This is a genomic window from Streptomyces sp. NPDC101393 (genome assembly GCF_044767385.1).
Taxonomy (GTDB): domain Bacteria; phylum Actinomycetota; class Actinomycetes; order Streptomycetales; family Streptomycetaceae; genus Streptomyces.
Genome location: NZ_JBIWNU010000005.1, coordinates 676554 through 701161, shown reverse-complemented (window position 1 = coordinate 701161; position 24608 = coordinate 676554). Strand labels below are relative to the sequence as shown.

Sequence of the window (24608 nt, the reverse complement as noted above, 5' to 3'; positions counted from 1 at the left end):
GACATACCCGGGCAGGTCACCCCTCCCGGGCGCCCGTACCCGACCGCCGGAAGCAAATCGTTCGCCAGCCGAATCGTCGAGGTGAGATCCTGGGAGACGTATGTCCAGTCAGCCTGCCCCCGCCCTGCCCGCCCTGCCCGCCCTGCTGGAGCGACTGCCCGAGCTGATGCTGCGCGACCAGCAGCGGCTGGGGCGCCGACTCGACGGCGCGCGCCGGATCCGTAAGCCCGAAGCCCGAGCGGCCGTGCTCGCCGAGATCACCGGCGACATCGATGCGGCGGAGCTGCGCGTCGCCCAGCGGCGCGCCGCCATGCCCGAGATCAGCTACCCGCAAGAACTCCCGGTCAGCCAGAAGAAGGACGAGATCCTCGCCGCGATCCGCGACCACCAGGTCGTGATCGTCGCGGGCGAGACCGGCTCCGGCAAGACCACCCAGATTCCCAAGATCTGCCTGGAGCTCGGCCGGGGCGTCCGCGGCCTCATCGGGCACACCCAGCCGCGCCGGATCGCGGCCCGTACGGTCGCCGAACGGGTGGCGGAGGAGCTGAAGACCCCGCTGGGCGAGGCGGTCGGCTGGAAGGTCCGCTTCACCGACCAGGTCGGCGGCGACACCCTCGTCAAGCTGATGACGGACGGCATCCTGCTCGCCGAGATCCAGACGGACCGCGAGCTGCGCCAGTACGACACGATCATCATCGACGAGGCCCACGAACGCAGCCTCAACATCGACTTCATCCTCGGCTATCTGGCGCAGCTGCTGCCCAAGCGGCCCGACCTGAAGGTCGTGATCACCTCCGCGACGATCGACCCGGAGCGCTTCGCAAAGCACTTCGGCGCCTTCGCGACGGTCGAGGCCGAGAAGAAGTCCGCGCCGATCGTCGAGGTCTCCGGGCGGACGTATCCCGTCGAGGTCCGCTACCGCCCGCTCCTGGAGGAGGGCGGCCAGGAGGGCGACCGCGACCAGATCAGCGCGATCTGTGACGCGGTGGACGAGCTCCAGGCCGAGGGTCCGGGCGACATCCTGGTCTTCCTCTCCGGCGAGCGCGAGATCCGGGACACCGCGGACGCGCTGATCAAGAAGAACCTCCCGTCCACCGAGGTACTGCCGCTCTACGCACGGCTGTCGCACGCCGAGCAGCACCGCGTCTTCCAGCGGCACACCGGCCGCCGGATCGTGCTCGCCACGAACGTCGCCGAGACCTCGCTGACGGTCCCCGGCATCCGGTACGTCATCGACCCCGGCATGGCCCGGATCTCCCGCTACAGCTTCCGCACCAAGGTGCAGCGGCTGCCGATCGAACCGGTGTCGCAGGCCAGCGCCAATCAGCGCAAGGGCCGCTGCGGCCGTACGAGCGACGGCATCTGCATCCGGCTGTACTCCGAGGACGACTTCCTCAGCCGTCCGGAGTTCACCGACGCCGAGATCCTGCGCACCAACCTCGCCTCCGTCATCCTCCAGATGACCGCGGCCGGGCTCGGCGACATCGAGAAGTTCCCCTTCATCGATCCGCCGGACCGCCGCAACATCAAGGACGGCATCGATCTGCTGCACGAGCTCGGGGCGCTCGACGGCAAGCCGAAGGGCGGCAAGGACCGGAAGGCCGGCCAGCAGCTCACCCCGCTGGGCCGCAAGCTCTCCCAGCTGCCGGTCGACCCCCGGCTGGCCCGGATGGTGCTGGAGGCGGACCGCAACGGCTGTGTCCGCGAGGTCATGGTCATCGCGGCGGCGCTGTCCATCCAGGACCCGCGCGAGCGGCCGTCCGACAAGCAGCAGCAGGCCGATCAGCAGCACGCCCGTTTCAAGGACGAGACCAGCGACTTCCTGGCGTTCCTGAACATGTGGCGCTATGTGCGGGAGCAGCAGAAGGAACTCTCGTCGTCCGCTTTCCGCCGGATGTGCCGCTCGGAGTTCCTGAACTATCTGCGGATACGCGAATGGCAGGACATCTACTCCCAGCTGCGTTCGGTCGCCAAGACCATGGGCATTCACCTCAGTGAGGACGATGCGGCGCCGGAGCATATCCATACCTCTCTGCTCTCCGGTTTGCTTTCGCATATCGGGCTGAAGGACGCGGAAGCCAAGAACGAATACCTCGGCGCCCGGAGCGCCAAATTCGCGGTCTTCCCCGGCTCCGCCCTCTTCAAGAAGCCGCCGCGCTGGATCATGTCCGCCGAGCTCGTCGAGACCTCCCGGCTGTGGGCGCGGGTGAACGCCAGGATCGAGCCGGAGTGGGTCGAACCCCTGGCGCAGCATCTGGTGAAGCGGACGTACAGCGAGCCGCACTGGGAACAGAAGATGGCCGCGGTGATGGCGTACGAGCGGGTCACGCTCTACGGCGTCCCGATCGTCGCGCAGCGCAAGATCACCTACGGCCGGATCGATCCGGAGACCTCACGGGATCTGTTCATCCGCAACGCCCTGGTGGAGGGCGACTGGCGCACCCATCACCAGTTCTTCCACGACAACCGCAAACTGCTCGGCGAGGTCGAGGAGTTGGAGCACCGCGCCCGGCGCCGCGACATCCTCGTGGACGACGAGACGCTTTTCGACTTCTACGACCAGCGGATTCCGGCGGACATCGTCTCGGGGGCGCACTTCGACGCCTGGTGGAAGAAACGCGGCCAGGACGGCGGCCCGGACCCGGAGCTGCTGAATTTCGAGCATTCGATGCTCATCAATGAATCCGCCGAGGCCGTCACCAAGGACGACTATCCGGATTCCTGGCGGCAGGGAAAGCTGAAGTTCAAGGTCACCTACCAGTTCGAGCCCGGCACCGACGCGGACGGCGTGACCGTCCATGTCCCCCTCCAGGTCCTCAACCAGGTCTCCCCCGAGGGCTTCGACTGGCAGATCCCGGGGCTGCGCGAGCAGTTGGTGACGGAGCTGATCCGTTCGCTGCCCAAGCCGATCCGCCGGAATTACGTCCCCGCGCCGAACTTCGCGGCCCGATTCCTGGATTCCACGGTCCCGCTGCAGGGCCCCCTGACGACCGCTCTGGCCGCGGGGCTGCAGCGGATGGTGGGCGTGCCGGTGGACGCCGCGGACTTCGACACCGCCAAGGTCCCCGACCACCTCAAGATCACCTTCCGGGTGGTCGACGAGCGGCGCCGCAAGCTCGCCGAGGCCAAGGACCTCGAAGCGCTCAGCCTGCAGCTCAAGCCGAAGACCCGGGCGGCCATCTCCAAGGCCTTCGAGCAGGCCGCCGAGCGCCCCGCCAAGGACGGCGGCAAGGGCGACGGCCCCGCGCTGGCCGGACTGGAGCAGCGCACCGGCCTGACGTCCTGGACGATCGGGGCGCTGCCGCGCACCTTCGAGACCCGGCGGGCCGGCCAGCCGCTGAAGGCGTATCCGGCACTGGTGGACGAGGGCACCAGCGTCGCCGTACGCCTCTTCGACACCGAGGCGGAGCAGCTGCAGGCGATGTGGGCGGGCACCCGCCGCCTCATCCTGCTCAACATCCCCACCAACCCCGCCAAGTTCGCCCAGGACAAGCTCAGCAATCAGCACAAGCTCGCGCTGTCCCGCAATCCGCACGGCTCCATCCCGGCGCTCTTCGAGGACTGTGTGACGGCCGCCGCCGACCGGCTGATCGCGGCCCGGGGCGGCCCGGCGTGGGACGAGGAGTCCTTCCGCAAGCTGTTCGACGCGGTGCGCACCGATCTGGTGGACGCGACGCTGAAGACCATCCAGCAGGTCCAGGAGGTGCTGGCCGCCTGGCAGGCGTGCGAGCGCCGGCTGAAGGCGACGACGTTCCCGTCCCTGCTGCCGTCCCTCGCGGACGTCAAGGAGCAGCTGGCCGCGCTCGTCAGGCCGGGCTTCGTGACCGCGCACGGCGCCAAGCGGCTGCCGGACCTGATGCGCTATCTGGTGGCCGTCGACCGCCGGCTCCAGCAGCTGCCCACCAACGCCGAGCGGGACCGCACCCGGATGGCGAAGGTGAAGGAGATGCAGGACGAATACGCCTGGCTGCTGGAGCAGTTCCCCCAGGGGCGGCCGGTGCCGGCCGCGGCCCGGGAGATCCGCTGGATGATCGAGGAGCTGCGGGTGAGCTACTTCGCGCACGCCCTGGGGACCGCCTATCCGGTCTCCGACAAGCGCATCGTGAAGGCGGTGGACGCCGCGGCGCCGTAGCCGCGGGCGCCCGCCGGTATCGAGTTCGACCGCACCCCCTGACCTGCTGTACAGTCTTGATTCGCAGCCCGCCGCAAGGGGGAGGCAAACGCAAGGTCCTGTGGAGCAGTTTGGAGTGCTCGCCACCCTGTCAAGGTGGAGGCCGCGGGTTCAAATCCCGTCAGGACCGCATCATTTACGGCCCGCATCCGATCCGGATGCGGGCCGTTCTGCGTTCCCGGCAGCGCCTCTCGTCGCGCCCCGCACCGCGCCCGGCAGCCGACCGGCGGTCTTGACGGCGGCGGGGACCCCCGGTAATCACAGAGAAAGCGCGGGGGCCGGGGAGGTACGTGCATGACGACGACGAGGCACGAGACCAGGGCGCTGCTGCGGGCCCACCTGTCAGCCGCGACGGGCTACCGGCATCTGACCCGGCACTGCCCGATCTGCCATCGGCTGCTGCGGCTGGCTCTGGAGTCGCCCAGAGGGCATTCGGGGCGCACGGCGCCCGCGCCCGCCACCGCCACGCGCCGGACGGCCTGCGCGCCACCGCCGGCGGCCGAGGACGAAAGTCCCTCGACTCTGTGACCAACGGCGGCCGCCTCGCGGGTCCTTCGGTGGGAGGCTGTGAGGCGATGGCGGGGAAAGTTCACTACCGCAGCGGCGGCACCGCCTTCAAGAACCCCGCCATGTGACGGGTGTCACCGAACAAGTTTCACGGGACGGGGAACTTACACCCTCCCTACAACAGGTCAATTTAATATGTGCAATTGCACTGCCCCCTCAGGGCTCCGGAAGGGAGTCGCCGGGTCCACGCAGACCGACCCCTTGAAGGGCCCTGAACGGCACCGGACGCCCCCGCGAGGCAGCTCCGGGAGCAGGTCGGCCCGAGCCGCTCAGCAGGCGGGGAAGCGGGCGCACACAAAAAAGATCGCGCTGGACCCGGCGGAGTCCAGCGCGATCGATGACGTACCCAGATGGAGCGGGTGTGGGGCCTGTTGGGGCAGGCGCCGCGTCGTGTGGAGCTGTGGAGCTTGGTGGAGCAGGTCGAGCTTTGTGGTGCCAAAGTAGGCATTTTCGGGTTGGGGGACCCGAAAACAGCCTGGTTATGCGGTTATTCAGGCCTCGCTGCGCTGCTGCGGGATACCCGCGAGCAGTGCGCGGACCTCAGCCTCGCGGTAACGCCGATGCCCTCCGAGCGTGCGGATGGACGTGAGCTTGCCTGCCTTGGCCCAACGGGTCACCGTCTTCGGGTCCACGCGGAACATCGTGGCAACCTCAGCAGGCGTAAGCAGCGGCTCGGCGTCAGGGGTGCGAGCGGTCATGAGCGGCCTCCTCGGGAGAACCGAACCATCACGGTTCTTTCCTCTAAATTCTGCACCTTGACCCACGTTGCCCGAAATGGGCGGGCGCGGGCCGAGTCGGTTATAGGACGAACGGCTTGTCCTCGGCACTACAACTACACCATCTGTCCAACCACGTCGGCCAAACCGATGGAATTGCCCTCTCAGGTGTTCAACCTCGACGGAAGCCGATGGACCATGCCATAGCGGACAGTCACACCCTCGTGACGATCAGTCACACCATGATCAGATGTCACGAGACCCCTCAAGGAACGCAATACCGATCTATCCGCCCTTACTTGGACGGAAGGAGCCCTTGTCAGGCTCCTTGTCCTATTTTGGCACGAGGGTATGGCTTGCGGGCAAGGCCCGAACTCAGTGCTTTAGGTCACGCTTGAGGCAATCGCCCGGATCAGGACCTACGTCCCGTGGGCCCGGAGGCCGCCCTCAGCTGGAGAACTGGCGTTCGCGCACCGCGCGCCACCGGTCCGACAACTTCTCGTAGGCGACCCCGGCCCGCTCGCCGTCCCCGTCGCGCAGCGCCTCGAGACCCTCCGCCACTTCCGCTGCGGAACGGTCCTCGTCGAGCTGCTCAGCGGGCACCGCGTGCACCAGGCCTCCGTAGTCCAGCTCCACGAGCGAACGCGGGTGGAATTCCTCGAGCCAGCGCCCCACATCTACCAGGCCGTCGATCAGCGGCCCCTCTTCCAGGGTGTCCCGCAGCGTGCGCAATCCACGCGCGACCCGGCGCCTGGCCTGCACCATCGGCGTCCGGTAACGCATCAGCGGCCCCTGCTCACCCTTCGTGTACTCCCGCTCGGAGTCACTGAAGAGCACGAACCAGCGGACCGGGACATGCCAGGTCGCCGCCCGGATCCAGGGGCGCGCGTCCGGGTTGCGCTCCCGCCACTCCTCGTAGTCGGTGGCGGCCTGCCGGCGGACCACCGGGGGCAGTGCCGCGTCCAGCACGGACGCCGGCAGCAGTTCCTCCAGGGCCTCCAGGGCCTGCCAGCCGCGCAGCCGGGTGCGCCACGGGCAGACGCACGTCACGTCGTCCACGACGGCGACGAAGGCGTCCGCGCTCTCGTGCACCGGCACCGGCACCGGCGGCACCGGCAGGAGATCGGCCAGCGCCCGGCGCTGTTCGTCCTGGGCGGTGGGGGTGTCCGTGCGCTTGGCGTAGCGCGCCCAATGGGAGCGTTCCGGCTCGGAAAACGCTGCCAGCGGTTCGTAGACCCGCAGATACGCCACATACGGGACCATTACCGATGACGCCAAGGCCACACCCGCTCCTTCACAAGGAAGTCCACCAGAAGTCCGCCAGAGATCCGTCAGAGGTCCGTCAGAGGGTCTGCCGCAGGAGGGTTCCCCCGCCGGCCTGCGGTACGGCAGATCGTCCCACGCCGGGTCCGTGCGGGAGAGTGATCCCCGGCACCCGACCGCCCTGCACACCCCGGAGGTCTTACGCTCTTCCCGACCGGCCCTCCCCACCCGCAGGAGGGCGTCCCCCGCGACTTATGGGAGTCACCACAGTGACTGACGTACGTCCTGCCTCCGTCAGTGTCGACGGCGGCGTTCTGCACACCCTGTTCCGTTCCGAGCAGGGTGGCCACGAGCAGGTCGTTCTGTGCCAGGACCGCGCCAGCGGCCTCAAGGCCGTGATCGCCCTCCACAGCACCGCCCTGGGCCCCGCCCTCGGCGGCACCCGCTTCCACGCGTACGCCTCCGAGGAGGAGGCCGTGCTGGACGCGCTCAACCTCTCGCGCGGCATGTCGTACAAGAACGCGCTCGCCGGGCTCGACCACGGTGGCGGCAAGGCCGTGATCATCGGTGACCCCGACCTGATCAAGACGGATGAACTCCTGCTCGCCTACGGCCGGTTCGTGGCTTCCCTCGGGGGCCGCTACGTCACCGCATGCGATGTCGGCACCTATGTCGCCGACATGGACGTCGTCGCCCGCACGAACAAGTGGACCACCGGCCGCTCGCCCGAGAACGGCGGCGCCGGCGACTCCTCCGTCCTGACCGCCTTCGGCGTCTACCAGGGCATGCGGGCCTCGGCCCAGCACCAGTGGGGCGACCCGACACTGCGGGACCGCAAGGTCGGCATCGCGGGCGTCGGCAAGGTGGGCCACCACCTCGTCGAGCATCTCCTCCGGGACGGCGCCGAGGTCCTGATCACCGACGTCCGCGCCGAGTCGGTGGACCGTATCCGCGCCAAGCACCCCCAGGTGACCGCGGTGGCCGACACCGAGGCGCTGATCCGCACCGAGGGCCTGGACGTCTACGCGCCGTGCGCGCTGGGCGGCGCGCTCAACGACGACTCGCTGAAGGTGCTGACCGCGAAGGTGGTGTGCGGCGCGGCCAACAACCAGCTCGCCCACCCCGGCGTCGAGAAGGACCTCTCCGACCGCGGCATCCTCTACGCCCCGGACTACGTCGTGAACGCGGGCGGTGTCATCCAGGTCGCCGACGAGCTGCACGGCTTCGACTTCGACCGCTGCAAGGCCAAGGCGGCGCAGATCTTCGACACCGCGCTGGCGATATTCGCTCGTGCGAAGGCCGACGGCATCCCGCCCGCCGCCGCGGCCGACCGACTCGCCGAGCTGCGGATGGCGGAGGCCCGCCGCGCCTGACGGGCAGGGGGCGCTCCCGGAGCGCTCTCATGGCCGGAAACACGGCCTTGTGCGACCCGCCACGGGTGATCAGGGAGACATCCCTCACCACCCGTCGGCGGGTCGCCGTACAGGACAGGTTAAAATCGCAGTTGACCAGCGGGAAAAGGGTGCCTCGCGGGTCGTGCCGAGCGGCGGGTGATGCGGGCGACGTACCGTATGGCCGCGGAAGCAGGTACCGTTAAAGCCCTACGGACCGGTCTCTCTGTCGAGAGTCCGCTCTGAATCATGAACGCGTGTCAAGACTCTGGGGCCATCGAGCCCCGTCATTGAGGGGGTCGACCCATGGGGCGCGGCCGGGCCAAGGCCAAGCAGACAAAGGTCGCCCGCCAGCTGAAGTACAGCAGCGGTGGGACGGATCTCTCACGACTGGCCGACGAGCTGGGTGCATCGCCGTCGAACCAGCAGCCTCCGAACGGGGAACCGTTCGAGGATGACGAGGACGACGACGACCCGTACGCACAGTACGCGGATCGGTACAACGACGACGATGAGGACGAGGGCGACTCGTCCGACCAGCGTCGTCGCGCCTGACGCGCTGTGCGTAGCAGGCACTGACAACAGACAGCATCGGGACCCGGTCCAGGCCAACGCCAGGACCGGGTTCTGTGCTGCCCGGGTGACCGCGGCTGCGGGCGCCCAAGCGGCCGCCGCCGAAGCGGCGGCCTCTCAGCTCAGCTCGCGTAGGCACCGGTCAGGGTCACTGCCTCCGCGTGGTCGCCACGCTCGACGATCTCGCCGCTGACCCAGGCGTCCACGCCCCGGTCGGCGAGCGTCGCCAGGGCGACATCCACCGACTCCTGCGGAACGACGGCCATCATGCCGACGCCCATGTTCAGGGTCTTCTCCAGCTCCAGGCGCTCGACCGAGCCGGCCGCGCCGACCAGGTCGAAGACCGCGCCGGGCGTCCAGGTGGTGCGGTCGACCGTGGCGTGCAGGCCGTCCGGGATCACCCGGGCAAGGTTGTTGGCGAGGCCGCCGCCGGTGATGTGCGAGAACGCGTGCACCTGGGCCGTACGGGTCAGCGCCAGGCAGTCCAGCGAGTAGATCTTGGTGGGCTCCAGCAGCTCCTCGCCGAGGGAGCGGCCGAACTCCGGGATCTCCCGGTCCAGGGCGTATCCCGCACGGTCGAACAGCACATGGCGGACCAGCGAGTACCCGTTCGAGTGAAGTCCGGAGGACGCCATCGCGATGACCGCGTCGCCCCTACGGATACGGTCCGCTCCCAGCACCTGGTCGGCCTCGACCACGCCGGTGCCGGCGCCCGCGACATCGAACTCGTCCGCGCCCAGCAGGCCGGGGTGCTCGGCGGTCTCCCCGCCGACCAGCGCGCAGCCGGCCAGGACACAGCCCTCGGCGATGCCCTTCACGATCGCGGCCACCCGCTCGGGGTAGACCTTGCCGACGCAGATGTAGTCGGTCATGAAGAGCGGCTCGGCGCCGCACACGACGAGGTCGTCGACGACCATGCCGACGAGGTCGTGGCCGATGCTGTCGTACACGCCCATCTTGCGGGCGATGTCGACCTTCGTGCCGACGCCGTCGGTGGCCGAGGCCAGCAGCGGGCGCTCGTAGCGCTTCAGTGCGGAGGCGTCGAAGAGACCGGCGAAGCCGCCGAGCCCGCCGACGACCTCGGGGCGGGTCGCCTTCTTGACCCACTCCTTCATGAGGTCGACGGCGCGGTCGCCCGCTTCGATGTCGACTCCCGCAGCCGCGTAGCTGGCACCGGTGTCCGCGGATCGCGCAGGCTCGGAGGACTCAGTAGGCATGGCCCAGAACTTTCGTGTCGTGTGTGGTGCGCGCTACGGACGGCGCAGCGCGTCGGCGCCGCCGACTCCGGCCGTCAGCGTCTCGACGCCGTCCAGGTCCGGCTTGGCCTGACCGGCGGTCTCCGCCTCCAGGAGGTGCTTGCCCAGCAGCTCCGGGTCGGGCAGCTCCATCGGGTACACGCCGTCGAAGCAGGCGCGGCACAGGTTCGGCTTGTCGATGGTGGTGGCTTCGATCATGCCGTCGATGGAGATGTAGGCGAGGGAGTCGGCGCCCAGGGACTTGCCGATCTCGTCCACGCTCAGACCGTTGGCGATCAGCTCCGCGCGGGTGGCGAAGTCGATGCCGAAGAAGCACGGCCACTTGATCGGCGGCGACGAGATCCGGATGTGGACCTCCAGAGCGCCGGCCTCGCGGAGCATCCGCACCAGGGCGCGCTGGGTGTTGCCGCGGACGATCGAGTCGTCGACGACCACCAGGCGCTTACCGCGGATGACTTCCTTGAGCGGGTTGAGCTTCAGACGGATACCGAGCTGGCGGATCGTCTGCGACGGCTGGATGAAGGTCCGGCCGACGTAGGAGTTCTTGACCAGGCCGGATCCGTAAGGGATCCCGCTGGCCTCGGCGTACCCGACGGCCGCCGGGGTACCGGACTCCGGCGTCGCTATGACCAGGTCCGCCTCGGCAGGCGCCTCGGCGGCCAGCTTGCGGCCCATCTCCACGCGGGAGAGGTACACATTGCGGCCGGCGATGTCCGTGTCCGGGCGGGCGAGGTAGACGTACTCGAAGACGCAGCCCTTGGGGCGGGCCTCGGCGAAGCGGCTGCTGCGCAGGCCGTCCTCATCGATGGCGACCATCTCGCCGGGCTCGATCTCCCGGATGAAGCTGGCGCCGCAGATGTCGAGGGCGGCGGTCTCGGAGGCCACCACCCAGCCACGCTCCAGGCGGCCGAGGACCAGCGGGCGGATGCCCTGCGGGTCGCGGGCGGCGTAGAGCGTGTGCTCGTCCATGAAGCAGAGCGAGAAGGCGCCCATGACCTTCGGCAGGACGCGGGGTGCGGCCTCCTCGACGGTCAGCGGCTTGCCGTCCTCGTCGACCTGTCCGGCCAGCAGGGCCGTCACGAGGTCGGTGTCGTTGGTGGCCGCGACCTGGGTCGCGCGGCCGCCCTCACGGGGCAGCGCCGCGACCAGATCCGCCAGCTCGGCGGTGTTGACCAGGTTGCCGTTGTGGCCGAGCGCGATCGAGCCGTGCGCGGTCGCACGGAACGTCGGCTGGGCGTTCTCCCACACCGAGGCTCCGGTGGTGGAGTAGCGGGCATGGCCCACAGCGATATGACCCTGGAGGGAGCCGAGCGAAGTCTCGTCGAAGACCTGGGAAACCAGGCCCATGTCCTTGAAGACGAGGATCTGCGAGCCGTTGCTCACTGCGATGCCCGCGGACTCCTGTCCACGGTGCTGCAGCGCGTACAGCCCGAAATAGGCGAGTTTGGCGACCTCTTCACCCGGAGCCCAGACACCGAAAACGCCGCAAGCGTCCTGGGGGCCCTTCTCACCGGGGAGCAGGTCGTGGCTGAGTCGTCCGTCACCACGTGGCACGTCACCGAGTCTAGGGCAGGTCGACTATTCATCCGAACCGGGGATGCCGCAGATCCTGGATGAGTACATGAACGGAGCGTGAAGCATGCTTGACGTGACCATGCATGCACGGACAGGATTTCTGGCCATGCAGACCCCGCAACCCTTGGCACACCTGGTGTGTCACCGGGTGCCCCGCCTCGCGCACCCCCTGGTGCGCCGCCGCCACGTCGACCTCTGTCACGTCGCCGGCGCCATCTGTCGCTGCGGATAAGCGCGGTCACTTCGCGTAGCGGAGCGAGCGCGGGTACGCCGGGTTCCGGCGCGCACCCACGTCCCTGATCTGCGCTTTCGCGTCAGCCGCCGCCCCCTCCCTTCGCCGCGGAACGATGCCCGCTGGGCGCCCTTTGCGGCTTTCCTCACTTTCGACGCCGTCCCGTCGGTGTGAGATGCGCTACCCCTCGCTGCCTGCCGCCGTCCACCGCCGTCCACGGTGGCCGCCGCAGGGCCTCATGGCCCGTCTCGCTCATCTGCCTCGATCAGCTGTGCCGCTCGTCCTTCTTGATCGCTCGCCTCGATCACCTGTGCCGCTCGTCAGCGTGATGGACCGCCCCGATCGCCTGCCTTGATCGCCTGTCTCGCTCACCTTGGAGAGCCGAACCGATGTCCTCCGTCGACCCTTCCTTGCCTGCAAACTCCCCGGTAGCCGACAGCTCGGCGATATCCCGGCGCACCTTCGGCGGCCTGGCCGGTGTGGGTGCCGCGGCCGCCGTGACCGGAATCGGCGCCGCCGCGACGGTGGCCGGCGCCCCGGATGCCGCGGCCGCCACCACCGAAACCCCCGACTACCAGGAGCGCCCGTTCCGCGCCGCCCGCGGCCGGCGCTCCCGCCGCCCCAACATCCTGTTCATCCTGGGCGACGACCTCGGCTGGGCCGACCTTTCCTCCTACGGGGCACCCGACATCCGCACCCCGCATCTGGACCGGCTGGCACGCCAGGGCGTGCGCTTCACCCAGGCGTACGCGGGCTCGGCGACCTGCTCCCCCACCCGCTTCTCCCTCTACACGGGCCGCTTCCCCGGCCGTACGAAGGGCGGTCTCGCCGAACCCATCGCCGACCGGAGCGCCGGGCTCGAACCCGGTCACCCCACCCTCGCCTCCCTGCTGCGCGACGCGGGCTACGCCACGGCGCTGATCGGCAAGTGGCACTGCGGCTACCTGCCGGACTACAGCCCCACCAAGTCGGGCTGGGACACCTTCTTCGGGAATCTCGGCGGAGCGCTGGAGTACTACTCGAAGCTGGGGCTCGCCGGGGAGTACGACCTCTATGAGGGCGACGCCGAGTACAAGGACCTGCGCTATTACACGCGGATCATCACCGAGCGGGCGGTGGACTACGTGACGCGGGCGGGGCGTTCCCCAGGCGGGGAGCGGGCCGGGCAGGTGACGCCCGGAAAGGGTGCGGACACGCCGTGGCTGCTGAACCTGAACTTCACCACTCCCCACTGGCCGTGGATCGCGGACGGCGACGAGGAGGAGAGCGCGGAAATCGTCCGCAGGATCAAGGCCGGGGAGCCGGGGGCGCTCCAGCACCGGGACGGCGGGTCGCTGGAGAAGTACCGGGAGATGGTCGAGGACCTGGACCGTTCGGTCGGTGAGGTGCTGGCCGCTGTGAAGCGTTCCGGTCAGGAGGAGGACACCCTCGTGTTCTTCGCGAGCGACAACGGCGGCGAACGCTGGTCGTACAACTGGCCGCTCTCCGGCAACAAGGCCTCGCTCCAGGAGGGCGGTATCCGGGCGCCGACCGTGCTGCGCTGGCCGTCCCGGCTCGATCCCGGCCAGGTCAGCCACGAGCCGGTCTTCACCCCGGACTGGACGGCGACCCTGCTGGAGATCGCGGGCGCCCGGCCGGACCGCGCCCACCCGTTGGACGGGACGAGCCTGGCGGGCTATCTGCTGCGCGGTGAACGGCTCGCCGAGCGCGATCTCTTCTGGCGGGTGCGCGGTGAGCGGGCGCTGCGGCGCGGCGACTGGAAGTACTACCGAGGCAAGGGCGGCACCGACCAGCTCTTCCACGTCACCGACGATCCGCGCGAGCAGGCGGACAGGTCCGGGGCCGAGAAGCAGCTGCTGGGGCGGCTGCGGGCCGCCTGGGAGGCGGTCGACAAGACGCTGCTGCCGTACGAGCCGAAGGGCTGAGCGGGCGGGGTAGGCGGGCGGGGTTGGCGGGAGGGGTAGGCGGGCGGGGTTGGCGGGAGGGGTCGGCCGGGTCGGGCTGCATCAGCGACGGCCGGCCTGTGGCCGTGTCCGCGTCCCGCCTCCGGTGCATCGGAGGGCTGCGCGGATCCGTCTCCACCCCGTGGGCTCAGCTCAGTACGGGGAGCAGGCCGCCGATATCGGCCCGCTCGCCGCTGGCGCTGACGTTCGCCGCATCCAGCTCCTCGGCCCATGCCGTACGGCCGGTGGCGAGCCTGATCCAGGTCAGCGGGTCGGTCTCGACGACGTTCGGCGGGGTTCCGCGGGTGTGCTTGGGGCCCTCGACGCACTGCACCACCGCGAAGGGCGGCACCCGGACCTCGACCGACCCGCCCGGAGCCTTGATCGCGAGTGCGTCGGCGAGCAGGCGGGTGGCGGTGGCCAGGGCCTGCCGGTCGTACGGGATCTCCACGCCGGTCGCCGCCGCCAGATCGTCGGTGTGCACGACCAGTTCGACGCAGCGGGTGACGAGGTGGTCCGCCAGCCGCATCGCACCGACGCGGGTGACCAGTAGCCGGTCCTGGTCTTCCGGGGCCGCCGCGAGGGCCTCGGCGAGCTGCTCGGCGGTGCGGGTCAGCAGCTCGCCGGGGTCGCTCGCGGACGCCAGGGCGCGGGTGTCGTCGTCGATGCCGGCGGCGAGCGGGGCGGTCGCGAACGGCCAGTCCAGCAGGGCGGTTTCGGGCTGCGGCGGAGCCGGCTCCCGGAGATTGCTCACCACGCTGCCGACCGCCATCGACAGATGCGCCACCAGCTCACGCACCGTCCAGTCACCGACCCGGGTCGGCAGCGCCAGCTGCCCGTCCGACAGCCCGCGTACGGCCTCCTGGACATGCGCGAACTGGGTCGTGACGGCGGCGCGGGTCTTCGAGGGGTCGTACCGGCGGACACGCTGTTTCCGGGCGGCGGGAGGCATGCCCGTCAGCCTATGCGGCACCCCTGACAGCCGGTCCGGGCAGGCGGTGCCGCACAGCCGGCCCCGGCACGGCTCTCCCTACTCAGGACTCAAGGGGCAGCAGGCAGCGGGCCTCAGCTCGCGGGCCTCTCAACCGACGGCTCGGCGCCGCCCGTCGCCGCGTCGCCCGTCGCCGCGTCACTCGTCTCCGCGTCACTGGTCACCGCGTCACTGGTCACCGCGTCGCCCGTGGCAGCCAAGTCGCCCGTCGAAGCCTCGAATATCTCGCCGTTGTGCGGGACACCGATGCCGCGCCAGGTGAACGGGGTGCCGGCGGCGGTGTCCGGGTCGGCGTCGTCCATGAGCTGGAAGTGGACATGCGGCTCGGTGCTGTTGCCGGAGTTGCCGCACTGGCCGAGCTGCTGTCCGGCGTGGACGCGGTCGCCCGTGCGGACGGCGAGCGATCCGCGCCGGAGGTGGGCGTAGAGCGCGTACGTCCCCTCTCCCAGGTCGAGGATCACGTGGTTGCCGACGACGCGGCGCACTCCGCCCATGGACCGGAAGAGGCCCTCGACGATGAACAGATAGCCGAGCGCGAGCCATGACGTACGGCTGAGGTGATCGCGCTGGCGGTCGTCGGCGCGGATGACCGTGGCGTCGGCGACGGCGAGGAGGGGCGCGCCGAACGCCGGGAAGTCGTCGTTCCGCCGGGCCAGGGGCCACCAGCCGAAACCGGGGCGGGCGCCGGGCTCCGGCTCCGCCACGATGTCGATGGCGTACGCCTGCCCGTATGACCGGGTGCCGTGGCTGGGGACCTTGTCGGCGGGGCTGTTCAGCGCATTCCAGCGGCCGGTGACCGGCGCGGCCACCTCCACCGGCTCCGGCGTGGCAGTCTTCGCGGCATTCGCGCGGGCGCGCGCCGCCCGCTGGTTCACGCCGAACGCGAGCACCACCCACAGGCCCAGCGGGACCCAGCCCCACCAGTACGGGATGTCAACGAAAATACTGGTGACGACCATCGCCAGGAAGAGCAAAAGGCAGGCGCGGGCGGCATTCTCGGACAGCTTGCGCAGGGTCCTGGAATTCCCCGGCGGGGGCTTCGTCGTGGTGGGCTGCGGCGTGGTCGGCTTGGGCGTGGTCGGCTTGGGCGTGGCGGGCTTTGGCGTGGTGGGCTTCATCTCTTCCCCCTGCAATCGGTCGGTCGGACGTCAACGCCCGGCGGCGGTGAGCATCACCAGCAGCGGTACGACGCGGTCGGCCGGGATCTCGTACCGCCCGCGGGCGGCCGTGTGCAGCCAGCCGGCGGCGGTCAGCTGCCGCAGGTGGTGGTAGATCTGGCCGGTCGTGCCGGTGCCGTCGAGTTCGGTGAGTTCGGCGGCCGTGCAGCGCCCGCCGAGGACCTCGCGCAGCAGCCGCAGCCGGACGGGCCGGCCGAGCGCCGCGAAGGAGTCGGCCGCGTCCTCCCAGTCGATGTCCAGCACGGTGTCCGTGGCCAGGCCGTACTGCCACTCGTAGCGCAGTCCGGCCGGGGTGCGGACGGCGCCGGTGAACAGCACTCCGCCGTTGTCGGCACCCAGGTCGGCGAACTGCTCCTTCAGGCCGTGCAGCGCCCACAGGTCGTCACCGGCGCCGGGCTCCCGCTCGGGTTCGGTTGCGGCGGCCCGGTCGGCGCGCCGGTCCTTCGCCGGTCGCCCCTCCTCGGGCAGCTCCAGCGCGGCAAGCCGTCGTTCGAGCTCGGTCACACGGCCTTCGAGATCCATGCGTGCAAGATTACGTAATTACGTAACTTCAAACAAGGGGGGAGGTACGAGTACGCGTACGGGTGCCGGCACGAGTCATCGGCGGGGCAGGCAGGCAATCGGGCCGCCGGTCCGTCCGGCGGGAACGCCGCAGCGGCCCGCCGGATGGACCGGCGGGCCGCTGCGTGAGTACCGATCCGGGGAGCCCGGATCCGTCCTCTCAGGCGATCAGGTTCGGGATCGTCGCCTCGTGCGCTTCCTTGAGCTCGCTCAGCGGAATGCTGAACTGGCCCTGGACGTCGATCTCCTCGCCGTCGATGACGCCGATACGGGTGGCCGGCAGGCCCCGCGCACCGCACATGTCGGTGAAACGGAGCTCCTCGCTGCGCGGGACCGCGACGATCGCGCGGCCCGCCGACTCGGAGAAGAGCAGCACGAACGGGTCGATGCCGTCCGGGACCACGAGGCGGGCACCCTTGCCGCCGCGCAGGCACGACTCGACGAGGGCCTGGATCAGGCCGCCGTCGGAGAGGTCGTGCGCGGCGTCGATCATGCCGTCCCGCGAGGCCGAGATCAGGATGTCCGCGAGCAGCTGCTCACGGGCCAGATCGACCTTCGGCGGCAGACCACCGAGGTGGTCGTGCACGACCTGAGACCAGGCAGAACCACCCAGTTCCTCGTGGGTGTCACCCAGGAGGTAGATCAGGTGGCCCTCGTCCGCGAACGCCATCGGGGTGCGCCTGCGGACGTCGTCGATCACGCCCAGCACGGCAACCACGGGCGTCGGGTGGATCGCCACGTCGCCGGTCTGGTTGTAGAGCGAGACGTTGCCGCCGGTGACCGGGGTGCCGAGGGTCTGGCAGCCGTCGGCGAGACCGCGGATCGCCTCGGAGAACTGCCACATGACGGCCGGGTCCTCGGGCGAACCGAAGTTCAGGCAGTCGGAGACGGCCAGCGGCTTGGCGCCGGAGGCCGCGACGTTGCGGAAGGCCTCGGCCAGCGCCAACTGGGCGCCGGTGTACGGGTCGAGCTTGGTGAAGCGGCCGTTGCCGTCCGTGGCGAGGGCCACGCCCAGGTGGGTGTCCGGGTCGATCCGCACCATGCCGGAGTCCTCCGGCTGGGCGAGCACGGTGTTGCCCTGCACGAACCGGTCGTACTGGTCCGTGATCCACGCCTTCGACGCCTGGTTGGGCGACGAGACCAGCTGCAGGACCTGCGCCCGCACCTCGTCGGCGTTGGCCGGGCGGGCCAGCTTGTTCGCGTCGTCGGCCTGGAGGGCGTCCTGCCAGTCCGGGCGGGCCAGCGGCCGCTCGTAGACGGGGCCCTCGTGGGCGACGGTGCGCGGGTCGACGTCGACGATCTTCTCGCCCTGCCAGAAGATCTCCAGCCGGTCGCCGTCGGTGACCTCACCGACGACGGTCGCGATCACGTCCCACTTCTGGCAGATCTCCAGGAAGCGCTCGACCTTCTCCGGCTCGACGACCGCGCACATCCGCTCCTGCGACTCGCTCATGAGGATTTCCTCGGGCGAGAGCGTGGAGTCACGCAGCGGTACGTCGTCCAGGACGACGCTCATGCCGCCGGACCCGTTGGACGCCAGCTCACTGGTCGCGCAGGACAGTCCGGCCGCGCCGAAGTCCTGGATACCGACGACCAGCTTCTCGGCGTACGCCTCCAGGGTGCACTCGATCAGGAGCTTCTCCTGGAACGGGTCACCGACCTGGACGGCGGGGCGCTTGGACGGCTTGGCGTCGTCGAAGGTCTCCGACGCCAGGATGGAGGCGCCGCCGATGCCGTCGCCACCGGTGCGGGCGCCGTAGAGGATGACCTTGTTGCCGGCGCCGGACGCCTTGGCGAGGTGGATGTCCTCGTGCTTCATCACGCCGATGCAGCCGGCGTTGACGAGCGGATTGCCCTGGTAGCAGGCGTCGAAGACGGTCTCGCCGCCGATGTTGGGCAGGCCCAGGCAGTTGCCGTAGCCGCCGATACCTGACACGACGCCCGGCAGGACGCGCTTGGTGTCGGGGTGGTCGGCCGCACCGAACCGCAGCGGGTCCACCACGGCGATCGGGCGGGCACCCATCGCGATGATGTCGCGGACGATGCCGCCGACACCGGTGGCGGCGCCCTGGTAGGGCTCGACGTACGAGGGGTGGTTGTGCGACTCCACCTTGAAGGTGACGGCGTAGCCCTGGCCGACGTCGACGACACCGGCGTTCTCGCCGATGCCGACGAGCAGCGCGTCGGTCTGCGGGGCCTTCTCACCGAACTGCTTCAGATGGACCTTGCTGCTCTTGTAGGAGCAGTGCTCGGACCACATGACCGAATACATGGCCAGCTCGGCGCCCGTGGGGCGGCGACCCAGGATCTCCCGGACCCGCGTGTACTCGTCCTGCTTCAGGCCGAGTTCGGCCCACGGCTGCTCGGTGTCGGGCGTCTTCTCGGCGTTGGCGACCGTGTCGAGCGTCATGCTGCGGCCCTTTCGTTCGCTTCTCCGCCCGCGCGGCGCGAAGGCGCGGCCGTGTTCGTCGTCTGCGGCCCGGTGGCCGCGCACGCGTCACTCACGAGGCGACCAACTTCTTGAGGATGGAGGTGAAGAATCCGAGACCGTCCGTACCGGCGGTGCCGATCAGCGGCTCCACGGCGTGCTCCGGGTGCGGCATGAGGCCCACGACATTGCCCGCCTCATTGGTGATGCCGGCGATGTCCCGCTGCGAGCCGTTGGGATTGACGTCCACATAACGGAACGCGATCCGGCCCTCGGCCTCCAGCATGTCGAGGGTGCGCTCATCGGCGGTGTAACGGCCGTCGATGTTCTTCAGCGGAATGTGGATCTCCTGGCCGGCGGTGAAGTCCGTCGTCCAGGCGGTGCCGGCGTTCTCCACCCGCAGCTTCTGCTCACGGCAGACGAAGTGCAGGCTCTCGTTGCGCAGCATCGCGCCGGGCAGCAGATGGCTCTCGGTGAGCACCTGGAAACCGTTGCAGATCCCGAGGACCGGAAGCCCGGCCTTCGCCTGCTCGATAACGGTCTCCATCACCGGCGAGAAACGGGAGATGGCCCCGGCCCGCAGGTAGTCGCCGTAAGAGAAGCCACCGGGCAGAACCACGGCGTCGACCTGCTTGAGGTCCTTGTCGCGGTGCCACAACGGCACCGCTTCGGCCCCGGCGACCCGGACCGCGCGCTGAGTGTCGCGGTCATCGAGCGTGCCGGGAAAAGTAATGACCCCGATCCGAGCGGTCATGAGTCGACCCGAACGGTGAAGTCTTCGATGACGGTGTTGGCGAGGAAGGTCTCGGCCATCTCACGGATGCGGGCGAGGGCGGCCTCGTCGACCGGACCCTCCACCTCAAGTTCGAAACGCTTGCCCTGACGGACGTCGGCGATCCCGTCGAACCCCAGGCGTGGCAGTGCGCGCTGCACCGCCTGGCCCTGCGGGTCGAGGATCTCCGGCTTGAGCATGACGTCGACTACGACGCGTGCCACTGGCACTCCCGGTGGTGTGGTGCGTAAAGCGGTGCCCTCACAGTACCGTGTTCGAAAATCTACGCGCATAGATATCCCACGGCCCCATCACGGTCCGGCATCGGCAGGAGTGAGTGTTGGGGAAAATCCTCGAAAAGATCTAGGGTCCGGATTGCGGGATGACACGCTGGCAAAATTAACTGGGCTTCACAATGCAATGCCCATCGCTGTACAAATGAAAAAGCATTGATCCCAATCAGCCGGATCTGGAGCATCACCCCACGTCAAGACGGGGCTGCTGCACGAAAGGACCGATATCCGTGGCGCAGCGAGTTGTAGTAACGCTCTCCGATGACATCGACGGAGGAGAAGCCGCAGAGACGGTCGCCTTCGGATTGGACGGGAAGTCGTACGAGATCGACCTCAATCCCGCCAATGCGAAGAAACTGCGCGGCGCCCTCGCCCCGTTCCTCGAAGCGGGACGCAAGCGGTCCAAGTCCGGCAAGGCCTACCACCGCACCTCGGTGAACCCGGACCCCGCGGCCGTGCGCGCATGGGCCCGCTCCCACCAGATGGACGTCCCGCCGCGCGGCCGGATCCCCAAGCGGGTCTACGAAGCCTTCAACGCCGCCAACCACTAACCGACTTGCCGGCGCTCCGCGGCCCGCGCGCAGCCGACTTGCACAGCACCCCTACTGATCAGCTAGAGTCTGGAGCACGCCGAGGGGCCAGGCCGAAAGGCCGAACCTCACGGAGTCGCGCGGGTGTAGCTCAGTAGTAGAGCGCCCCCTTTCCAAGGGGGAGGCGCAGTGTGCAATCCCTGTCACCCGCTCTGACTGCTCAACCGGTCCTACGGATCAGGTAGAGTAGCTGTCGCGCCGCTCGGTGAAAGCCGAGTGGATGCCTGCGGACGTAGCTCAGTTGGTAGAGCGCAACCTTGCCAAGGTTGAGGTCGCGAGTTCGAGCCTCGTCGTCCGCTCAGAAAAGAAGGCCTCGGTCATTGCGATCGGGGCCTTCTTCATTTCTCCACACCCGCCAACTGGCAGGTGCCCTCCCGCGGCGATCGCAGAGAAATATGTGGCGGTGGCCACACATTGCCGACGGGGCGGTCCCGGGGCGCTGGCTGATCATGACGGGGCGCGGGTGGCCGGGGTGCAGGAGACGGGCGCCGGGGCCCAGGGGCGGGCCCCGTGCGGAAGGCGGTCTCGGTGCGGGAGCCCGTGGAGATCGTCCCTACCGTGCGCCGACCGGAATTCCGTTGTGCCGGTCAGGAGTTGGCGGCCGGCGCCATGGGGGGCGGGGAGGGGACGCCGACGGTCCGGGAGGCGGAGCTGCGGCACGTCGCGGAGGACGGGTCGCCCGTCGCGGGGATCGTCAAGCGGGCCGCGCCGGCGCCGGGGACGTGCGCGGTGACCACGCGTCGGGCACGGCGCAGGTGTGTGCGCGGTGCCACGTCGTGCGGCGGCGGGCACAGCGCAGGGGCGCGGTTGGCTATAGTGGAGCCCGCACCGCGCGGCGGCGACTGATTTCAGGCGCTTGGCGCGGAGCGTGCGGACGTAGCTCAGTTGGTAGAGCGCAACCTTGCCAAGGTTGAGGTCGCGAGTTCGAGCCTCGTCGTCCGCTCAGCGCAGGAAAGGCCCCGGCCGGTAGCGATTGCTACCGGCCGGGGCCTTTTTGCTCGTCCGCTCGCGGCGAGGAACCCGGCGGGGCCTACGACCAGGCGAGGCCGGTGAGGCGTTCGTAGGCCTCGATGTACTTGGCGCTGGTGAGCTCGACGATGTCCTGCGGGAGGGCGGGCGGCGGCTGCTCGCCCGTACGGTCCCAGCCGGCGGCGGGCGAGGTCAGCCAGTCGCGGACGAACTGCTTGTCGAAGGACGGCTGGGTGTGGCCCGGCTGCCACTGGTCGGCCGGCCAGAAGCGCGAGGAGTCCGGGGTGAGGACTTCGTCGGCCAGGGTCAGCCGGTCGCCGTTGAAGCCGAACTCGAACTTGGTGTCCGCCAGGATGAGGCCGCGCTCGCGGGCGATGTCGCGGGCCCGGCTGTAAATGGCGAGGGTCGTCTGACGGAGCTGGGCGGCGACCTCGGAGCCGGCCTGACGGGCGATCTCCTCGTAGGAGACGTTCTCGTCGTGCTCGCCGACGGCGGCCTTGGTGGCCGGGGTGAAGATCGGCGCAGGCAGCTCGGAGCCGTTGACCAGGCCCTCGGGGAGCGCGAGGCCGCAGACCGTACGGGTCTTTTCGTACTCGGCGAGGCCGGAGCCGGTGAGGTAGCCGCGGGCCACGCATTCGACCGGGACCATGGCCAAGGAGGTGCAGACCATGGTGCGGCCCGCCCAGTCGGCCGGGGCGCCCTCCGGTACGTCCGTGGAGAGGACATGGCTGGGGGCGAGGTCCGCGAGCTGATCGAACCACCACAGCGACAGCTGGGTGAGGATGCGCCCCTTGTCCGGAATCTCGGTCGGGAGCACCCAGTCGTAGGCGGAGGTGCGGTCGCTGGCGACCATGATCAGATCGCCGTCGGCGCTCTGATAGAGGTCACGCACCTTGCCGGTGTGCAGGTGGGTGAGCCCCGGGACCTGCACGGGCTCGGGCTTTTCTACGAAACCGGACACGCTGCCTCCGCGTAGGTTGATCCAGGAGTCGCTTCGATTCTCCCGTATGAGACACCGCGGTGTCGCCGCAGGGTCGGTGAACGGCGAGTGGGGCGCATTGGCCTGGCGAAGGCTGTGACCTCGGTCATGTGCGGCTGCTGGGCCGGGGGGCACGGCCCGGTGGTGCCGGCCGTGGCGGGTCGGGGCCGGCGTCGCGCGCACGTAGCGGTCGCTGCGGGTCGGTGTCCTGGGCCCCGCTCGGCCGGGTCGGCCCCGGGGGTCCGTCAGCGGCTTTCACCGAGCCCGGCCCGAAGTACCGGGGTGACTCGTGCAGTTGACCATTGCCGAGCGCTGCGGGGCGGGACGGTGGGCTGCGGGGCGGTGCGCTGACATGCGCTGCGCGAGAAACGGGTGGTCGTGATGGTTCGTGATGGACTCGGCCGCTTCGGGGCTCGCCGGGGCCGCGTGGGAAGGGGGCGGGTGGCGGATGTCGTCGGCCTGCCGTATCTGCGGGGTCCCCGGAACACCTCGCGGCCCGTTCGTCGGCCATCGGTCCGCCGGCTCAGGGGGAGCGGCGGGGGCCGCACACTCCCCTGACCGGTCGCGCCTTGTCCGGTCGCGCCTTGTCCGGTCGGCCGTCCGCTGATCGCGCGTCGTCTCAGCGCGCCGTGTCTAGTCGCGTTTGCAGATGCGGTCGAGGAGGTTGGCGGTGGCGCGTTGAACGCGCTGGTCGACATGGCCCGGTCGGTCCAGGGACGGGGACCAGGCGAAGGTGCCGGAGGAGAAGACCCAGGCGCCGCTGGGGGCGCGGTAGAGGGAGGTCTCCTGGTGGCGGCGGGCCCCTTCGCTGTCGCGGTACGGGGAATGGGAGAGCAGGATGCGGTGGGTGTGCTCGGGGAGGCTGGTGCGGGGGAAGTAGCGGTCGGCCTCGCCGGCGACCAGGCCCGGGATTTCATCGCCTTCGTGGGCGCCGGTGGCCTCCCACAGCCAGTGGTCGCCGTTGCGGACCACGAGGGGCGCCGGTTCGGGCACCCGGCCCGCGTACTGGATGCCCATCAGCCGCTGCTCGGCCTCGCCCGCCTCGCGCCACAGCGCGGGACGCCCCGGCCCTTGCCGCTTACGGCAGTTGAGCAGCGAGTCCGGGCCGGAGGGCGACGGGGAGAGCTCGACCTGCCAGTACATGGTGTTGGCGGAGAGGAAGACGAGGGAGGTGCCGCTGTCGCGGGCGCGTTCGACCGTGCGGCGCATCGGCACCGACCAGTATTCGTCGTGGCCGGGGAAGACCAGGCCGCGGTAGCGGGTGGGGTCGACCCGGCCGGCGTGCAGATCGCGGGCGTCGGCGTAGGCGAGGTCGTAGCCGTAGCGCTCGGCCCAGCGGATGAAGTCGTAGGCGTGGCCCACATGGAGGGGCAGTCCGGCGCCGGCATACGGGCGGTCGAAGGAGACGGTGGTGGCGGCGTCCTGCTCGCCGAGGAGCGCGCCCTTCTCGTCCCAGGCGTGGTAGAGGCTGGCGCCGGTGTGGCCGTCCTCGGGGTAGAGGTTGTACGCCTGCCAGGTGATGTCGGGGAGCAGCAGGAGAAGGTCCGCGGGGTGGTCGTCGCGGACGGTGAAGGGGATGTGGCTGCGGTATCCGTCGGCGGTGGTGAGCACCGCGACGTACGCGCCGAGGTTCCAGTAGGCGGGGACCTGGAGGCGCCAGGACAGCCACCAGTGGTGGCAGGAGACCGTGCGCTCGACGGTGAGCGGGGCCGGCTGGACGATGCCCGCCAGGCGCGGGCTGGTGGTGATCTTGGAGGCGCCGGCGCCGCCGTAATGGCCGATGCGGTAGACGTCGATGCTGAACGGCTGGGGAGGGTCGACGGAGACCCGGAAGTCGATGGCCTCGCCGGGGGCCACCGCGCCGGTGCTGGCGAAGCCCTTGATCTGGCGGCTGACGTCGTCGGCGGTGCGCGGGCCGTTGTGCTTGCGGGCCACCCGGGGGGTGGGGACGCGGAGGTCGCCCTGGGCCATGGCGGGGTCGACGTACCAGGGGACGACCTGTCCGGACTCGAAGTAGTTCTCGCTGCCGCGCAGCCAGGGCAGCGGGCCCTGTCCGAACGGGTCCGTCACCGCGTGGGCGAGGGCGCCCGACTCCCAGCGCCTGATCTGTTCCGTCGCCACCATCCACTCCCCTCCTGCGTCCCCTGGCTGCGGCCTGCC

Annotated in this window: 19 protein-coding genes and 4 tRNA genes; 11 read left to right on the top strand and 12 right to left on the bottom strand. The window is 69.8% G+C overall.

Annotated elements, in window-relative coordinates; all coding sequences use genetic code 11:
* Positions 1-100 precede the first annotated feature (100 nt).
* From hrpA to ACIRQ7_RS19730, 3 genes are all read left to right on the top strand, one after another.
* Positions 101-4132, top strand: a complete 4032-nt coding sequence (hrpA, locus tag ACIRQ7_RS19740; protein WP_404263859.1) for an ATP-dependent RNA helicase HrpA — start codon at positions 101-103, stop codon at positions 4130-4132.
* Between the two features lie 94 nt (positions 4133-4226).
* Positions 4227-4301, top strand: a tRNA-Asp gene (locus ACIRQ7_RS19735).
* A gap of 164 nt (positions 4302-4465) precedes the next feature.
* Positions 4466-4699 (top strand): DUF6274 family protein, encoded by a 234-nt coding sequence (locus ACIRQ7_RS19730; RefSeq protein ID WP_404263857.1) that lies wholly within the window; start codon positions 4466-4468, stop codon positions 4697-4699.
* A 530-nt stretch (positions 4700-5229) separates the two neighbouring features.
* Here the strand turns inward: ACIRQ7_RS19730 and bldC are convergent.
* A complete protein-coding gene (gene bldC / locus ACIRQ7_RS19725; RefSeq protein WP_003949541.1) occupies positions 5230-5436 on the bottom strand; it encodes a developmental transcriptional regulator BldC in 207 nt (68 codons plus the stop codon).
* A 465-nt stretch (positions 5437-5901) separates the two neighbouring features.
* The gene (locus ACIRQ7_RS19720; RefSeq protein ID WP_404263855.1) at positions 5902-6738 is read right to left on the bottom strand and encodes a hypothetical protein; all 837 of its coding nucleotides are present in this window, start codon (positions 6736-6738) and stop codon (positions 5902-5904) included.
* Positions 6739-6971: 233 nt separating this feature from the next.
* On the opposite strand from ACIRQ7_RS19720, the gene ACIRQ7_RS19715 reads away from it, so the two are divergent.
* Together ACIRQ7_RS19715 and ACIRQ7_RS19710 are read left to right on the top strand one after the other, a co-directional pair.
* A complete protein-coding gene (locus ACIRQ7_RS19715; RefSeq protein ID WP_401463894.1) occupies positions 6972-8090 on the top strand; it encodes a Leu/Phe/Val dehydrogenase in 1119 nt (372 codons plus the stop codon).
* A gap of 324 nt (positions 8091-8414) precedes the next feature.
* Positions 8415-8663 carry a DUF3073 domain-containing protein gene (locus ACIRQ7_RS19710; protein WP_393893236.1) on the top strand — a complete coding sequence of 83 codons (249 nt, stop codon included), beginning with the start codon at positions 8415-8417 and terminating at the stop codon, positions 8661-8663.
* A 140-nt stretch (positions 8664-8803) separates the two neighbouring features.
* Here the strand turns inward: ACIRQ7_RS19710 and purM are convergent, their stop codons facing one another.
* Positions 8804-9898: a phosphoribosylformylglycinamidine cyclo-ligase gene (purM, locus tag ACIRQ7_RS19705; protein WP_401463896.1), complete on the bottom strand. Its 1095-nt coding sequence runs from the start codon at positions 9896-9898 to the stop codon at positions 8804-8806.
* Positions 9899-9931: 33 nt separating this feature from the next.
* Positions 9932-11491 carry an amidophosphoribosyltransferase gene (purF, locus tag ACIRQ7_RS19700; RefSeq protein ID WP_401463898.1) on the bottom strand — a complete coding sequence of 520 codons (1560 nt, stop codon included), beginning with the start codon at positions 11489-11491 and terminating at the stop codon, positions 9932-9934.
* Positions 11492-11576: 85 nt separating this feature from the next.
* On the opposite strand from purF, the gene ACIRQ7_RS19695 reads away from it, so the two are divergent.
* Both ACIRQ7_RS19695 and ACIRQ7_RS19690 read left to right on the top strand, forming a co-directional pair.
* Positions 11577-11744 carry a putative leader peptide gene (locus ACIRQ7_RS19695; RefSeq protein WP_403673934.1) on the top strand — a complete coding sequence of 56 codons (168 nt, stop codon included), beginning with the start codon at positions 11577-11579 and terminating at the stop codon, positions 11742-11744.
* Between the two features lie 389 nt (positions 11745-12133).
* Positions 12134-13669: a sulfatase gene (locus ACIRQ7_RS19690; RefSeq protein ID WP_404263851.1), complete on the top strand. Its 1536-nt coding sequence runs from the start codon at positions 12134-12136 to the stop codon at positions 13667-13669.
* Positions 13670-13835: 166 nt separating this feature from the next.
* Here the strand turns inward: ACIRQ7_RS19690 and ACIRQ7_RS19685 are convergent, their stop codons facing one another.
* The 6 genes from ACIRQ7_RS19685 to purS all read right to left on the bottom strand — a co-directional run bounded on the left by ACIRQ7_RS19685 (position 13836) and on the right by purS (position 19841).
* Positions 13836-14639 carry a sterol carrier family protein gene (locus ACIRQ7_RS19685; RefSeq protein WP_404263849.1) on the bottom strand — a complete coding sequence of 268 codons (804 nt, stop codon included), beginning with the start codon at positions 14637-14639 and terminating at the stop codon, positions 13836-13838.
* Positions 14640-14752: 113 nt separating this feature from the next.
* The gene (locus ACIRQ7_RS19680; protein WP_404263937.1) at positions 14753-15637 is read right to left on the bottom strand and encodes a M23 family metallopeptidase; all 885 of its coding nucleotides are present in this window, start codon (positions 15635-15637) and stop codon (positions 14753-14755) included.
* Positions 15638-15826: 189 nt separating this feature from the next.
* The gene (locus ACIRQ7_RS19675) at positions 15827-16378 is read right to left on the bottom strand and encodes an ArsR/SmtB family transcription factor (protein ID WP_404263847.1); all 552 of its coding nucleotides are present in this window, start codon (positions 16376-16378) and stop codon (positions 15827-15829) included.
* Between the two features lie 199 nt (positions 16379-16577).
* Positions 16578-18827 (bottom strand): phosphoribosylformylglycinamidine synthase subunit PurL, encoded by a 2250-nt coding sequence (purL, locus tag ACIRQ7_RS19670; RefSeq protein WP_401463906.1) that lies wholly within the window; start codon positions 18825-18827, stop codon positions 16578-16580.
* Positions 18828-18918: 91 nt separating this feature from the next.
* On the bottom strand, positions 18919-19599 hold the full coding sequence (purQ, locus tag ACIRQ7_RS19665) for a phosphoribosylformylglycinamidine synthase subunit PurQ (protein WP_404263844.1): 681 nt from the start codon (positions 19597-19599) through the stop codon (positions 18919-18921).
* Entirely contained in the window at positions 19596-19841 is a 246-nt protein-coding gene (purS, locus tag ACIRQ7_RS19660) for a phosphoribosylformylglycinamidine synthase subunit PurS (RefSeq protein WP_401463910.1), read from the bottom strand. Before purS ends, purQ begins: the two co-directional genes overlap by 4 nt.
* 299 nt (positions 19842-20140) lie before the next feature.
* Between purS and ACIRQ7_RS19655 the strand changes: the two genes are divergently transcribed.
* The 4 genes from ACIRQ7_RS19655 (at position 20141) to ACIRQ7_RS19640 (ending at position 21443) form a co-directional block, all read left to right on the top strand.
* Positions 20141-20461: an Lsr2 family protein gene (locus ACIRQ7_RS19655; RefSeq protein ID WP_401463912.1), complete on the top strand. Its 321-nt coding sequence runs from the start codon at positions 20141-20143 to the stop codon at positions 20459-20461.
* 119 nt (positions 20462-20580) lie between these two features.
* Positions 20581-20652: transfer RNA gene (locus ACIRQ7_RS19650), tRNA-Gly, on the top strand.
* A 74-nt stretch (positions 20653-20726) separates the two neighbouring features.
* Positions 20727-20799 (top strand) — tRNA-Gly (locus ACIRQ7_RS19645).
* Between the two features lie 571 nt (positions 20800-21370).
* A tRNA-Gly gene (locus tag ACIRQ7_RS19640) sits at positions 21371-21443 on the top strand.
* 87 nt (positions 21444-21530) lie between these two features.
* Here the strand turns inward: ACIRQ7_RS19640 and ACIRQ7_RS19635 are convergent.
* Positions 21531-22430, bottom strand: coding sequence for a phosphoribosylaminoimidazolesuccinocarboxamide synthase (locus tag ACIRQ7_RS19635; protein ID WP_404263841.1), 900 nt, complete (start codon positions 22428-22430; stop codon positions 21531-21533).
* 651 nt (positions 22431-23081) lie between these two features.
* On the bottom strand, positions 23082-24569 hold the full coding sequence (locus ACIRQ7_RS19630; RefSeq protein ID WP_404263935.1) for a N,N-dimethylformamidase beta subunit family domain-containing protein: 1488 nt from the start codon (positions 24567-24569) through the stop codon (positions 23082-23084).
* Positions 24570-24608 lie beyond the last annotated feature (39 nt).